Here is a 16,051-nt window from a genome sequence, read left to right as displayed (position 1 = left end):
TCTGATGGCGAATGAAGAGAAGCTGCTCGATCACCTGCGCTTCGTCACGGGTGAGCTGCGGCAGGCACACCGGCGACTGAAGGACATGGAGGAGCGCGATGGCGAGCCCATCGCCATCGTCTCCATGGCCTGCCGCTTCCCCGGCGGCGTCCGCAGCCCCGAGCAGCTCTGGGACCTCGTCGCCCGGGGCGGCGACGCCGTGTCCGCGTTCCCCGCCGACCGCGGCTGGGATCTCGGCACGCTGCTCGACCCCGACCAGGACAGGCCCGGCACCAGCTACGGACACGAGGGCGGCTTCCTCTACGACGCCGCCGAGTTCGACGCCGGCCTCTTCGAGATATCCCCCCGCGAAGCCGTCGCCATGGACCCCCAGCAGCGACTCCTGCTCCAGACCTCGTGGGAGGCGTTCGAACGCGCCGGCATCGACCCCAAGTCCGTACGCGGAACCAGGGTCGGCGTGTTCGCCGCCACCAACGGCCAGGACTACGCCTCGGTGCTCGCCGCCGACCCCGGCGCTTCCGACGGCTACCTCGCCACCGGCACCGCCGCCAGCGTCATGTCCGGCCGCATCTCCTACGCGTTCGGGCTCGAAGGGCCCGCCCTCACCGTCGACACCGCCTGCTCCGCCTCCCTGGTCGCCCTCCACCTGGCCGCCCAGTCGCTGCGCAAGGGCGAATGCACCCTGGCGCTGGCCGGCGGCGCCACCGTGATGACCACCCCCGCCGCGTTCGTCGAGTTCAGCCGCCAGCGGGCGCTGGCCGCCGACGGCCGCTGCAAGGCCTTCGGCGCGGGCGCCGACGGTACCGGCTGGGGCGAGGGGGTCGGCCTGGTCCTGCTGGAACGGCTCTCCGACGCCCGCCGCAACGGCCACCGGGTCCTCGCCGTGGTGCGGGGCAGCGCGGTCAACCAGGACGGCGCCTCCAACGGCCTCACCGCCCCCAACGGCCCCGCCCAGCAGCGAGTCATCGAGGACGCCCTCGCCTCGGCCGGCCTCACCCCCGCCGAGGTGGACGCCGTCGAGGCCCACGGCACCGGCACCCGCCTCGGCGACCCCATCGAGGCGCAGGCGCTGCTCGCCGCGTACGGGCAGGACCGGGAGGAGCCGCTCTGGCTCGGCTCGGTCAAGTCCAACATCGGCCACACCCAGGCCGCCGCCGGCATCGCCGGCGTCATCAAGATGGTCCAGGCGCTCCAGCACGGCGTACTGCCCCGCACCCTGCACGCCGACGAGCCGACCCCCCAGGTCGACTGGACCGCCGGAAACGTCGCTCTGCTCACCGAGAACCGCCCCTGGCCCGATGCCGACCGGCCGCGCCGCGCCGCGGTGTCCTCGTTCGGCGTCAGCGGCACCAACGCCCACACCGTCCTCGAACAGGCACCCGCCGACGAACCGGCCGACCCCACCGAACCGGCCGGTACCGCGCCCGAGCCGCCGCTCGTCCCCCTGCCCCTCTCCGCCCGCACCGCCCCCGCCCTGCGCGAACAGGCCGCGAACCTCGCCGCCTTCCTCACCGCACGGCCCGACATCCGCCTCACCGACGTCGGCCACTCCCTCGCCACCACCCGGGCGGCACTGCCCACCCGGTCCGTCGTGCTCGCCGCCGACCGGGATGCCGCCCTGCGTGCCCTGACCGAACTCGCCGACGGCACCGTGCCGCCCGAGGCACGGGCGGGCGTCGCCGCCCCCGGCCGCCTCGCGTTCCTCTTCACCGGCCAGGGCGCGCAACGCGTCGGCATGGGCCGCGGACTGTACGAGACGTACCCGGTGTTCGCGGACGCCTTCGACGCGGTCTGCGCCCGGCTCGACCTGGACCGGCCGCTGCGCGAGATCGTCCACGGCGACGCGGCCGCACTGGACCGCACCGCGTACACCCAAAGCGGCCTGTTCGCCCTGGAAGTCGCCCTGTTCCGGCTCCTGGAGTCCTGGGGGGTCCGCCCGCACGTCATGATCGGCCACTCCGTCGGCGAACTGGCCGCCGCCCACGTGGCGGGCATCCTCTCCCTCGACGACGCGTGCCGCCTGGTGTCCGCGCGCGGACGCCTGATGGACGCGCTGCCCGGGGGCGGCGCGATGCTGGCCGTCGAGGCCGCCGAGCAGGACCTGACCCTGCCCGACGGAGTCTGCCTGGCAGCGGTCAACGGCCCCGCCTCCGTCACCGTCTCCGGCGACGAGGACGCGATCACCGGCCTGGAGACCCGGCTGCGGGCCGAGGGCCGCAAGGTCAAACGCCTCACGGTCTCGCACGCGTTCCACTCGCACCGCATGGAACCGATGCTCGCCGACTTCGCGCGCACCGCCGCGTCCCTGACGTACCGCGCCCCGTCCGTCCCGCTGCTGCCCACCGCCCCCGGCGACCCGGCCACCGCCGCCTACTGGGTGAGCCAGGTCCGCGAACCCGTCCGCTTCGCCGACGCGGTGCGCGCGGCGGCCGGCCGCGGCGCCACCCGCTACCTAGAACTCGGCCCGGACGGCGTGCTGTCCGCACTCACCCAGTCCCTCACCGAGGACGCCGTCACCGCCCCGGTGCTGCGTACCGGCCGCGACGACACCGCGACGATCCTGCACGCCGTCGCCCACGCCCACGCCCACGGCGTCACCGTCGACTGGGCCGCCGTCCTCGGCGGCGGCCGGCCGGTGGACCTGCCGACCTACCCGTTCGAACGCCGCGCCTACTGGCCCTCCGGCCGACTGACCGCCACCGACCTCACCTCCGCCGGACTCGGCGCCGCCGACCACCCGCTGCTCGGTGCCGCCGTCTCCCTCGCGGCCGGCGGCGGAGCCCTGCTCACCGGCCGGCTCTCCGCCGCCACCCACGGCTGGCTCACCGACCACGAGATCCTCGGCAGCATCCTGGTCCCCGGCACCGCCTTCGTCGAACTCGCCTGGCACGCGGGCGAACACGTCGGCTGCACCACCGTGGACGACCTCACCCTCGTCGCCCCCCTGGTGCTGCCCCCGCACCGGGCCGTCCAGGTGCAGGTCAGCGTCGGCCCCGAGGGCGACGACGGCACCCGCCGCCTGGAGATCCACTCCCGCCCCGACGGTGAGGAGGAGTGGACCGCCCACGCCGTCGGCGTCCTGGGCACCGCGACCGGCACCGCCGTCCCCACGCTGCCGTGGCCCCCCGAGGCCGAACCCGTCGACCTCACCGGCTTCTACCCCCGCGCCTCCGACGCCGGATTCCGCTACGGTCCCGCCTTCCAGGGCCTGCGCGCCGCCTGGCGCGCAGGCGACGACCTGTACGCCGAAGTGGAGCTGCCCGAGTCCGCGCACGGCGAGGCGGCCCGCTGCGGCCTGCACCCGGCGCTGCTCGACGCCGCCCTGCACCCCACCGGCATCGACCCGGCCCGCGCCGGACTGCCCTTCGTCTGGACCGGCGCTACCCTCCACGCCGTCGGCGCCACCCGGTTGCGGGTCCACCTCGCCGCCACCGGCGCCGACACCTACACCCTGCGCGTCACCGACCCGACCGGCGCGCCCGTCGCCACCGTCGACACGCTGACCCTGCGCCCCCCGGCCGCGGCGGCCGCACGCCACGACGACGCGCTGTTCACCCTGCACTGGGCCCCGGTGACCACCCCGGAACCCCGCGCCAGCGTCGTCGCCACCGCCCCCGAGGGCCCCGCCGCCTTCCTCGCCGCCTTCGCCGGCACGGTCGTGCCCGACGTCGTGGCCTGGCCGCTCCCGCAGGGAGCGGCGGAGAACGCCGGCGCCACCGTCGCCGCGGCCCTGACGGGCATCCAGGCGTGGCTGGCCGACGACCGGTTCGCCGCCTCGCGGCTCGTCCTGATCACCCGGTCCGCCGTCGCCGCGACCACCGGCGACGACGTCACCGACCTCCCGGCGTCCGCCCTCGGCGGACTGGTGCGCTCCGCACAGTCCGAGCACCCGGACCGGTTCCTCCTCCTGGACGCCGACGCCCCGCCCGCCGAAGCGATTCTGGCCTCCCTGCCCCCTCTCGACGAGCCCTGGCTCGCCCTGCGCGGCGGAACCCTGCTCGCCCCCCGGCTCACCCGCGCCTCGGCGTCCGGCACCCTCGACCTGCCCGCGACGGACGCGTGGCGGCTCGCCCGCGACGGCGACACCGGCTCCCTGGACCGCCTGGCCCTCGTACCCGCGACGCCGGGTGCCCTGGGCGCCGGCGAGGTGCGGCTCGCGGTCCGTGCGGCGGGGGTGAACTTCCGTGATGTGTTGATCGGTCTGGGGGAGTATCCGGATCCGGCGGCCTTGATGGGGTCGGAGGGTGCGGGTGTGGTGCTGGAGGTCGGTGAGGGTGTCACCGACCTCTACCCGGGTGACCGGGTGTTCGGCCTGCTCTCCGGCGGCTTCGGCCCCTCGGTGGTGGTGGACCGGCGGATGGTCGCTCCTGTTCCGGAGGGCTGGTCGTTCGTCGAGGCGGCGTCGGTGCCGATGGCGTTCCTGACGGCGTTCTACGGCCTGGTGGATCTGGGCGGTCTGCGGTCGGGTGAGCGGGTTCTCGTTCATGCGGCGGCGGGCGGGGTGGGGATGGCGGCGGTGCAGATCGCGCGTCATCGGGGTGCGGAGGTGTTCGGTACGGCGTCGCCCTCGAAGTGGGGAGCGACGGGTCTGGACGCCGACCATCTGGCGTCGTCGCGCGACCTCGGTTTCGAGGACGCGTTCCGTGCGCGGACCAGTGGTGGGGGTGTCGATGTCGTACTGAACGCGCTGGCGGGGGAGTTCATCGATGCCTCGGCGCGGCTGCTGGCGCCCGGTGGCCGGTTCGTGGAGATGGGCAAGGCCGACCTCCGCGAGCCGGAGACGTTCGGACCCGACCACACGTATCGCGCCTTCGACCTGAGCGAGGCCGGTCCGGACCGGTTGCAGGCGATGCTGTGCGAGCTGCTGGAGCTGTTCGCCTCCGAAGTGCTGCGGCTGCCGCCGGTGCGGGCGTGGGACGTGCGCGAGGCGCGCGCGGTGCTGCGTCACGTGGGGTCCGGTGGCCACATCGGCAAGAACGTGCTGGTGACGCCGAGGGAGTTGGACCCCGAGGGCACGGTTCTGATCACCGGTGGCACCGGGGCTCTGGGCGGTTTGCTGGCCCGCCACCTCGTGGAGTCGCGAGGTGTGCGCCGTCTGGTGCTGACCAGTCGCCGGGGTCCGGACGCGCCGGGTGCGGCGGAACTGGTCGCGGAGCTGGAGGCGTCGGGTGCGTCGGTGCAGGTGGTGGCGTGCGACGCGGCCGACCGGGACGCGGTCGCCGCGCTGCTCGCGGACGTCCCGGCCGCGCATCCGCTGACCGGTGTGGTCCACGCGGCGGGCATCGCCGACGACGGGGTCGTCGAAGCGCTCACCGCCGAGCGGCTGGACGCCGTGCTGCGTCCGAAGGCGGACGCCGCCCTGGTCCTGCACGAGCTGACCACCGGCCTCGACCTGGCGATGTTCGCCCTCTACTCCTCCGCCTCCTCCGCCTTCGGCTCTCCCGGCCAGGCCAACTACGCCGCCGCCAACGCCTTCCTGGAGGGCCTGGCCCAGCACCGCCGCGCCCGGGGACTCGCGGCCACCGCGCTCGGCTGGGGGCTGTGGGCGCACAGCAGCACCGTCAGCTCCCACCTCGACGCCACCGACCTGGCCCGCGCCTCCCGGATCGGCGGCCCCCTCGCCACCGACCAGGGCCTCGCCCTCTTCGACGCCGCGCTGCGGACGGGACTCACCCATCTGCTGCCCGTGCGGTTCGACCTCGCCGTCGCCCGCAGCCGCCGTCCCGTCCCCGCCCTCCTGCGCGGACTGGTACGCACCACGCCCCGCCGGGTCGCAGGCACCGTCACCGGCGGCTCCGGCCTCGCCGACCGGCTCGCCGCGCTCCGCCCCGCCGAACAGGACCGCCTGCTCACCGGGCTGGTGCTGGCCGAGATCGCCGCAGTCCTCGGCCACGCCGACATCGACGCCGTCGAACCGACCCGTGTCTTCAAGGAACTGGGCTTCGACTCCCTGACCTCCGTCGAACTCCGCAACCGCGTCAACGCCGCCACCGGTCTGCGGCTGCCGCCGAGCCTCGTCTTCGACTTCCCCACCCCGGCCGCCCTCGCCGCCCACCTGCGCGAGACCCTCGCGGGCGACCTGGGCCGACCCGAGGCCCCGGTGCGCACGGCGGCGGCCGACGAACCCGTGGCGATCGTCGGCATGGCCTGCCGCTTCCCCGGCGGCGTCTCCTCCCCGGCGGACCTCTGGCGGCTCGTCGTCGAGGGCGGCGACGCCACCGGCCCGTTCCCCGCCGACCGGGGCTGGGACCTGTCCTCGCTCTACGACCCCGACCCCGACAAGGTCGGCACCACCTACGCCCGCGCCGGCGGATTCCTGACCGACGCGGCCGAGTTCGACGCGAGCCTCTTCGACATCTCGCCGCGCGAGGCCCTCGCCATGGACCCGCAGCAGCGCCTGCTGCTGGAGACCGCGTGGGAGACGTTCGCGCAGGCCGGCATCGATCCCGGCACCCTGCGGGGCAGCCGGGCCGGTGTCTTCGTCGGCGCCGCCTCCTCCGGCTACGGCGTCGGCGTACGCCTCCCCGAGGGGGTGGAGGGCCACTTCCTGACCGGCAGCTCCACCAGTGTGGCGTCGGGCCGGCTCGCCTACACCTTCGGCCTTGAAGGCCCCGCCGTCACCGTCGACACCGCCTGCTCGTCCTCCCTGGTGGCCCTGCACCTCGCTGCCCAGTCGCTGCGCAACGGCGAGTGCACGATGGCGCTGACCGGTGGCGTCAGCGTGATGGCGAGCCCGGCCATCTTCACCGAGTTCTCCCGCCAGCGCGGCCTGTCCGCCGACGGCCGCTGCAAGTCCTTCTCCGCCGACGCGGACGGCACCGGCTGGTCCGAAGGGGTCGGCCTGCTCCTGGTGGAACGCCTCTCCGACGCACGCCGCAACGGCCACCGGGTCCTCGCCGTCGTCCGTGGTTCGGCGATCAACCAGGACGGCGCGTCCAACGGTCTCACCGCCCCCAACGGGCCCTCCCAGCAGCGCGTGATCCGGGCCGCCCTCGACGCCGCCGGCCTTGCTCCGGCCGACGTGGACGCCGTCGAGGCACACGGCACCGGCACCAAGCTCGGCGACCCGATCGAGGCGCAGGCACTGCTCGCCACCTACGGGCAGAACCGCGAAGAGCCCCTGCGGCTCGGTTCCGTCAAGGCCGCGATCGGACACACCCAGGCCGCCGCCGGGGTCGCGGGCATCATCAAGATGGTCGAGGCGATGCGCCACGGCGTGCTGCCCCGGACCCCGCACGTCACCGAACCGACCCCGCACGTCGACTGGTCGGCGGGCAGCGTCGAACTGCTCACCGAGACGCTGGACTGGCCCCGGACCGGCCGCCCCCGACGGGCCGCCGTCTCCTCCTTCGGCGTCAGCGGCACCAACGCCCACACCATCATCGAGCAGGCCCCCGAACAGCCCGCGCCCGAAGCCGGACCCGACCCCGCCCACCCCGTGCCGGTCCCGGTCTCCGCGCACTCCCCGGCAGCCCTCGCCGGGCAGGCCCGCCGTCTGCTCGACCTGCTGGACCGGGACGCCACGCTGCGCCCCGTCGACCTCGCCCGGTCGCTGGCCACCACCCGCCCCGCCCAGGACCATCGCGCCACCCTCGTCGCCGGCACCCGCGAGGCCCTCGCCCGCGCACTCGCGTCCCTCGCCGACCCCGCGACGGACATCCCCGTCGCCCGCCCGGCAACCGTCCGCAACGCGCGTACCGCGTTCCTGTTCACGGGGCAGGGGTCCCAGCGGGCCGGAATGGGGCGTGGGCTGTACGAGGCGTTCCCGGTGTTCGCGGAGGCGTTCGACGCGGTCTGCGCCCGTATCGCACTCGAACTCCCGCTGCGGGACGTGGTGTTCGGGGACGAAGCCGCCCTGAACCGGACCGGTTACACGCAGCCGGCCCTGTTCGCGTTGCAGGTGGCGCTGTTCCGGCTGGTCGAGTCGTGGGGTGTGACCCCGGACGTCCTGGTCGGGCACTCCGTCGGTGAGGTGGCGGCCGCGCACGTGGCGGGGATCCTGTCGCTGGACGACGCGTGCGCGTTGGTCTCGGTGCGTGGGCGGTTGATGGAGGCGTTGCCCGAGGGCGGGGCGATGCTGGCGGTGCAGGCGGCCGAAGGGGACGTGGTCCTGCCGGAAGGCGTGTGTCTCGCCGCTGTCAACGGCCCTGACTCCCTTACGGTTTCGGGTGCTGAGGACGCGATCACCGGTCTGGAGGCCCGGCTGCGGGCGGAGGGGCGCAGGGTCAAGCGGCTGACCGTGTCGCACGCGTTCCACTCGCATCTGATGGAGCCGATGCTCGCGGAGTTCGAGCAGGTAGCGGAGTCGCTGACGTACCGCGCCCCGTCCGTCCCGCTGGTCCCGACCGCGCCGGGTGACCCGGCCACCGCCGCGTACTGGGTCGGCCAGGTGCGCGCACCCGTCCGCTTCGCCGACGCGGTCACCACGGCCGACGCGGCCACCGCGCTCGAAATCGGCCCCGATGCGGTACTCACCGCCCTCGCCGCGCAGAATGCCGACGTGCGCGCCGTGCCCGCCCTCCGGGACGGACACGACGAGGCCGGGACGCTGCTGCGCGCCGTCGCCCACCTGCACGACCACGGTGTCCCCGTCGACCTCGCCGGGATCACCGCCGCCGGCCGGCAGGTGGAGCTGCCCCCGTACCCCTTCCAGCGCGAGCGGTACTGGCTCGACACCGCCCCGTCCGCGACGACCGCCGCCGACCCCGCCGAGACCAGGTTCTGGGAGGCCGTCGACGCCGCCGACCGCACCGCCGTCGCCGCCACCCTGAGCCTCGCGGACGGTGCCGGGCTCGACACCGTGCTGCCCGCGCTCACCGCCTGGCGGCGAGACCGCCGCTCCCGGTCCCTGGTCGACTCCTGGCGCTACCGTGTCGCCTGGACCCCCCTGGACACCCGGTCCGACACCGTCCTCAGCGGCGTCTGGCTGCTGATCGGCCCCGCCCGGCCCGTTATCGCTGACGCCCTCCGCGCCGCCGGTGCCCAGGTGACGGAGTTCGACACCGCCGACGTCACCACCCTCCGCGACCACGACCCCGCCGGCGTCCTCGCCCTGCACCCCGACCCCGCCGACCTGGTCGCGCTGCTGCGTACGCTCGACACCGCCGGCATCACCGCACCCTGCTGGACCGCCACCACCGGGGCCGTCTCCACCGGACGCGCCGACCGCCTCACCGACCCGGACGCCGCCCGCGTCTGGGGCATCGGCCGCGTCGCGGCCCTCGAACACCCCGGCCGCTGGGGCGGTCTCGTCGACCTGCCCGCCACCCTCGACGCCAAGGCGGGCCGCAGGCTCGCGCACGTCCTCGCCGCCGCCGGACCCGAGGACCAGATCGCCGTCCGCGACTCCGGCGTCTTCGCCCGCCGCCTGCGCCACGCCGCACCCGAACCCGCCGCCACGCCCTGGCGCCCCGACGGCACCGTCCTCATCACCGGCGGCACCGGGGCCCTCGGCTCCCACCTCGCCCGCACCCTCGCCCGGCGCGGCACCCCGCACCTCGTCCTCACCGGCCGCCGCGGCCCCGACGCCCCCGGCGCCGACGCCCTCCTGGCCGAGCTGACCGCCGCCGGCGCCACCGCCACGATCGTCGCCTGCGACGCGGCCGACCGCGACGCGCTCACCGCCGTACTCTCCGCGATCCCCGCCGCACACCCGCTGACCGCCGTGGTGCACGCGGCGGGCGTCACCGACGACACCCCCCTCGCCGACCTCACCCCCGAACGGCTCGACACGGTGCTGCGGGTCAAGGCCGACGCCGCACGGCTGCTGGACGAACTCACCGCCGAACTTCCCGGCGCGCCCGTCGCGTTCGTCACCTACTCCTCGATCGCGGGGATCTGGGGCAGCGGCGGCCAGGCCGCCTACGCGGCGGCCAACGCCCACCTCGACGCGCTCGCCGAACACCGCCGGGCCCGCGGACTGCCGGCCACCTCCGTCTCCTGGGGCCCCTGGGCCGACGCCGGCATGGCCACCGCCGGCGACGCGGCCGGCCAGCTGCGCCGACGAGGCCTCCGCCCTCTCGACCCGGACCTCGCCGTCACCGCCCTCGACCGGGCCGTCGCCTCCGGCGACCCGTGCCTGACCGTCGTCGACGTCGACTGGGACCGCTTCACCGCCACCTACACCGCGCACCGGCCCAGCCCGCTGCTCGCCGAACTCCCCGAGGTGCGCGACGCGGCACGCACCGCCGACCTGGCCACCGGCGCCGGGCTGCGCGAACGGCTCGCGGCCCTGCCCGCGGGCGAACGCGACCGCGCCCTGCTCGACCTGGTGGTGACCGCCGTCGCCGGCGTCCTCGGCCACCGCGACCGGGCCGCCGTCGACCCGGCGACCGCCTTCACCGACCTCGGCTTCGACTCGCTCACCTCCGTCGAACTCCGCGACCGACTGGGCAGGACCACCGGCCTCGCCCTGCCCCCCACCCTCGTCTTCGACCACCCCACCGCCGCCTCCCTGGCCGCCCACCTCCGCACCGAACTCCTCGGCCGCCCCGACACCGCACCCGGCGCCCCCGCCCGCACCGCCCCGGCGACCTCCGACGAACCCCTCGCCATCGTCGGCATGAGCACCCGCCTCCCCGGCGGGGTCCGCTCGCCCGAGGACCTGTGGCGACTCGTCCAGGAGGGCGGCGACGGCATCACGGCCTTCCCCGCCGACCGGGGGTGGAACACCGACGACGCGGACTACGCCACCCTCGGTGGCTTCCTTCCGGACGCCGCCGACTTCGACGCCGACCTGTTCTCCATCTCGCCCCGCGAAGCCCTGGCGATGGACCCCCAGCAGAGGCTGCTGCTGGAATCCGTCTGGGAGGCACTCGAACACGCCGGAATCGCCCCCACCTCCGTGCGCGGCAGCCGCACCGGCGTCTTCGTCGGCGCCTCGAACAGCGGTTACGGCCTCGGCGCCACCCCCGCCGACGAGGTCACCGGCCACCTGCTGACCGGCACCTCCAACAGCGTGATGTCGGGCCGCATCGCCTACACCTTCGGACTCGAAGGCCCCGCCCTCACCGTCGACACGGCCTGCTCCTCCTCCCTGGTCGCCCTCCACCTGGCCGCCCAGGCCCTGCGCACCGGCGAATGCGACCTCGCCGTCGCGGGCGGCGTGGCCGTCATGCCGACCCTGGCCGGCTTCACCGAGTTCGCCCAGCAGGACGGCCTGGCCGGCGACGGCCGCTGCAAGTCCTTCTCCGCCGACGCGGACGGCACCGGCTGGTCCGAAGGCGCCGCGGTACTCCTGGTCGAGCGCCTCTCCGACGCCCGCGCCCACGGCCACCAGGTGCTCGCCCTGGTACGCGGCTCCGCCGTCAACTCCGACGGCGCGTCCAACGGCCTCACCGCGCCGAACGGCCCCGCCCAGCAGCGCGTCATCCGGGCCGCCCTGTCGGCGGCCGGGCTGGAACCGGCCGACGTGGACGCCGTGGAAGCGCACGGCACCGGCACCCGGCTCGGGGACCCGATCGAGGCGCAGGCGCTGCTCGCCACGTACGGGCAGGACCGCGAAGAGCCCTTGTGGCTGGGTTCGCTGAAGTCCAACATCGGCCACACCCAGGCCGCTTCGGGCGCCGCGGGCATCGTGAAGATGGTCATGGCGCTGCGCCACGGCGAACTGCCCCGTACCCTGCACGCCGACGCGCCCACCCCGCACGTCGACTGGACCACCGGCAACGTCGCCCTGCTCACCGAGGCCCGCCCCTGGCCGACCGCCGACCGGCCGCGCCGCGCGGCGGTCTCCTCGTTCGGCATCAGCGGCACCAACGCCCACGTCGTCATCGAGCAGGCCCCGGCGGACGAGCCCACCCCACTCCCCGCGACGACTCCCGCGCCGCCCGTGCTGGCCTGGCCCCTCTCGGCCCGCACCGCCGACGCCCTGCGTGCCCAGGCGGCCAACCTGCTCACGTTCCTGGAGGCGCATCCCGCCACCGAAGGCACCGCTCTCGCCCGCGCCCTGACGACCGGCCGTGCCGCCCTCGACCACCGGGCCGTCGTGCTCGGAGCCACCCACGACGACCTGACCGCCGGCCTCACCGCCCTCACCACGGCCACGGCACACCCGTCCGTGATCACCGGCACCGTCACTCCGGGCCGTACCGCGTTCCTGTTCACGGGGCAGGGGTCGCAGCGGGCGGGTATGGGGCGCGGGTTGTACGAGGCGTACCCGGTGTTCGCGGAGGCGTTCGACGCGGTGTGTGCGCGGGTGGACGCCGGGCTGGACCGTCCGTTGCGGGAGGTGGTGTTCGGGGACGACGCCGCTCTGGACCGTACGGGGTATGCGCAGCCGGGGTTGTTCGCGTTGCAGGTGGCGTTGTTCCGGTTGGTGGAGTCGTGGGGTGTGGCTCCGGACGTGCTGGTGGGGCACTCCGTCGGTGAGGTGGCGGCCGCGCACGTCGCCGGCATTCTGTCGTTGGACGATGCGTGTGCGCTGGTGTCGGCGCGTGCGCGGTTGATGGAGGCGTTGCCCGGGGGTGGGGCGATGCTGGCGGTGGAGGCGGCCGAGGGGGATCTGGTCCTGCCGGAGGGCGTCTGCCTCGCTGCCGTCAACGGCCCCGACTCCCTGACGGTTTCTGGTGATGCGGAGGCGATATCCGGCCTGGAGTCCCGGCTGCGGGCGGAGGGTCGGCGGGTCAAGCGGCTGACGGTCTCGCACGCGTTCCACTCGCATCTGATGGAGCCGATGCTGGCGGAGTACGCGCGGGTCGCGGAGTCGTTGACGTACGCACCCGCGTCGGTGCCCTTGGTGCCGACCGCGTCCGGTGATCCCGCGACGGCGGCGTACTGGGTGCGGCAGGTGCGTGAACCCGTCCGCTTCGCCGATGCGGTCGCCCGACTGCGGGACACCGGCACCGCCGTCCACCTCGAACTCGGGCCCGACGGCACCCTCACCGGCCACGTCCGCCGCTGTCTCGACGGCGAGCCGGCCGCCGCCTGTGCGTCCGCTCTCCGCGCCGACCGCCCCGAGGCCGAGACGCTGCTGCACGCCGTCTCCGTCGCCCACGTCCACGGCGGCCCCGCCGACCTGTCGGCGACGCTCCCCGAGACCGGAACGCACCGCATCGACCATCTGCCGACGTACGCGTTCCAGCGCCGGCGGTACTGGATCGACCCGAGCCCCGCCCCGACCGGCACCGCCACCGCTGCCGTCGACGAGACCGAGGCCCGCTTCTGGCAGGCCGTGGAGCGCCAGGACGCCGCCGAGGTCGCCGGTGCTCTCCGGCTCGACCCCGAGACCCTGGCCACCGTGCTCCCCGCCCTCTCCGCCTGGCACGGCGGCCGGCGGGAAGAGGCACTGCTCGACTCCTGGCGCTACCGCGTCACCTGGCAGCCACTCGCCGACACCCCCGCACGCCCCACCGGCACCTGGCTGGTCCTCACCCCCGAGGGGTCCGTCCCCGACGACCTCGCCGCCGCCCTCTCCGGGCACCTCGTGGCGGCCCGGTTCGATGCGGAGTTGAGCGGGTTCGGGGACGTGGCGGGTGTGGTGTGTCTGCCGTCGGGGGCGGTGGATCTGCTGCCGTTGCTGCGTGCGGACGCCGGGTTCGGGGGCCGGTTGTGGGTGCTGACGCGTGGGGCGGTGTCGGTGAACCGCGCGGACGGGGCGCCCGACCCCTCGGCGGCTGCGGTGTGGGGGCTGGGCCGGGTCGCCGCGCTGGAGCAGCCCGAACGCTGGGGCGGTCTCATCGACCTCCCCGCCACCCTCGACACCCGCGCCGCCGCGCGCCTGCTCTCCGTACTGACGGCGCCCGACGGCGCCGAGGACCAGCTCGCGATCCGGGACGCGGGCGTCCTCGCCCGCAGGCTCCGCCACGCCCTGTCCGCGGCCACCGCCCCGTCCCGCAGCGAGGGCGCCCCGCCGGCCTCGGGCGCGGTGCTCGTCACCGGCGGCACCGGAGTCCTCGGCGGCCGGGTGGCCCACTGGCTGGCGGATCGCGGCGTCACCGACCTGGTGCTGACCGGCCGACGCGGCCCGGACGCCCCCGGCGCGGCCGAACTGGTCGCCCGACTCGCCGCACGCGGAGCCACCGCGACCCTCGTCGCCTGCGACGTGACCGACCGCGCAGCACTGGCCGCCGTGATCACCGAGCACGCCGTGACGGGCGTGGTGCACGCCGCCGGAGTCATCGGTGTCGAACCGCTCACCGCACTGACGCCGGACGCTTACGCCGAGACCGTACGGGCCAAGACGGAGGGCGCGGCGCACCTGGACGCGCTGCTGCCCGACGCGGAACTCTTCGTGCTCTTCTCGTCCATCGCCGGCGTGTGGGGGAGCGGCGGACAAGGGGCGTACGCGGCGGCCAACGCCCACCTCGACGCGCTGGCCGAAGCCCGGCGTCGGCGCGGCGCGTCGGCCCTCTCGGTGGCCTGGGGCCCCTGGGGCGACGGCGGCATGCTGGCCGAACAGGGCGCCGAGGAGGCGCTGCGCCGCCGTGGGCTGACCGCGCTGAACCCCGAGCGGGCGCTCGCCGCCCTCGACCGCGCCCTGGCCGCGGGGGACAGCTGCGTCACCGTCGCCGACGTCGACTGGAGCCGCTTCGCCGCCACCTTCACCAGTGTCCGGCCCAGCCCGCTCCTCGACGCCTTCCACGACCGCACCGGCACCCCGGCCCCCGACGGTTCCGCCGGACCGGGCACCGGGGCGGCGCGCCGCCTGATGGCCCGGCCGCCCGCCGAGCGGCTCCGCGCGATGACCGACCTGGTACGGGCCGAGGCCGCCGCCGCCCTCGGCCACCGCACGGCCGACGCCGTCGCCGCCGACCGGGCCTTCTCCGACCTCGGCTTCGACTCCCTGACGTCCGTCGAACTCCGCGACCGCCTCGCCACCTTCACCGGACTGCGCCTGCCCGCCGGCCTCGTCTTCGACCACCCCACTTCCGGCGCCCTCGCCGATCGGCTCGTGAACCTGCTCGGACAGTCCGCCGATCCGACCGGCCCGACGACGTCCCGGCCCGCCGCCCCGGACGACGATCCCGTGGTCATCGTGGGCATGGCCTGCCGCTACCCCGGCGGGGTCAGCGGCCCGGACGACCTCTGGGACGTCGTCGCCGAGGGCCGCGACGCCGTCGGCGCGTTCCCCACCGACCGGGGCTGGGACCTCGACGCCCTGTTCGCCGGCGACGGCCCCGGCACCTCCTACGTCCGCGAAGGCGCCTTCCTCTCCGACGCCGGACGTTTCGACGCCGAACTCTTCTCCGTCTCACCGCGCGAGGCACTCGCGATGGACCCCCAGCAGCGGCTGCTGCTGGAAAGCGCCTGGGAGACGTTCGAGCGTGCGGGCATCGACCCCCGCTCGCTGCGCGGCAGCCGCACCGGCGTCTTCGCCGGCACCAACGGCCAGGACTACACCCGCCTCACCCTCGCCGACTCCACCGGAATCGAAGGACACGTCGCCACCGGCGGCTCCGCGAGCATCATGTCCGGCCGGGTCGCCTACACCTTCGGACTCGAGGGCCCCGCCGTCACCGTCGACACCGCCTGCTCCTCCTCCCTCGTCGCTCTCCACCTGGCCGCCCAGTCGCTCCGCAACGGCGAGTGCGACCTGGCCCTCGCGGGCGGTGTGACCGTCATGGCCACCCCCGGCGCCTTCGTCGAGTTCAGCCGGCAGCGCGGCCTCGCCGCCGACGGCCGCTGCAAGCCCTTCGCCGACGCCGCCGACGGCACCGCCTGGGGCGAGGGCGTCGGCATGCTGCTGGTCGAGCGGCTCTCCGACGCCCGTCGCCACGGTCATGCCGTACTGGCCGTCGTCGCCGGCTCCGCGATGAACTCCGACGGCGCCTCCAACGGCCTGACCGCCCCCAACGGACCGTCGCAGCAGCGGGTCATCCGCGCCGCGCTGGCCTCCGCCGGTCTGCGACCCTCGGAGGTCGACGCCGTGGAGGCACACGGCACCGGCACCCGGCTCGGCGACCCCATCGAGGCCGAGGCGCTGCTCGCCGTCTACGGCCAGGACCGCGACGAGCCGCTGCGGCTGGGCTCGGTCAAGGCCAACATCGGCCACACCCAGGCCGCTTCCGGGGTCGCGGGCGTCATCAAGATGGTCGAGGCGATGCGCCGGGGC

Annotated in this window: 1 protein-coding gene (only partly in view); it reads left to right on the top strand. The window is 75.4% G+C overall.

Annotated elements, in window-relative coordinates; translation table 11 throughout:
• The first annotated feature begins 4 nt into the window (after nucleotides 1-4).
• Nucleotides 5-16,051, top strand: partial view of a type I polyketide synthase gene (locus Q0994_RS21315; protein WP_299537469.1) — the beginning only. The gene runs 26,076 nt beyond the window's last position; the window shows 16,047 of its 42,123 coding nt (coding positions 1-16,047); its start codon is at nucleotides 5-7; its stop codon lies beyond the right edge, outside the window.

The sequence above is a fragment of the uncultured Streptomyces sp. genome (assembly GCF_947488945.1).
Classification (GTDB): domain Bacteria; phylum Actinomycetota; class Actinomycetes; order Streptomycetales; family Streptomycetaceae; genus Streptomyces.
Note: the sequence above shows the minus strand (reverse complement) of the source record. Positions and strands in the feature narration are given on the sequence as shown.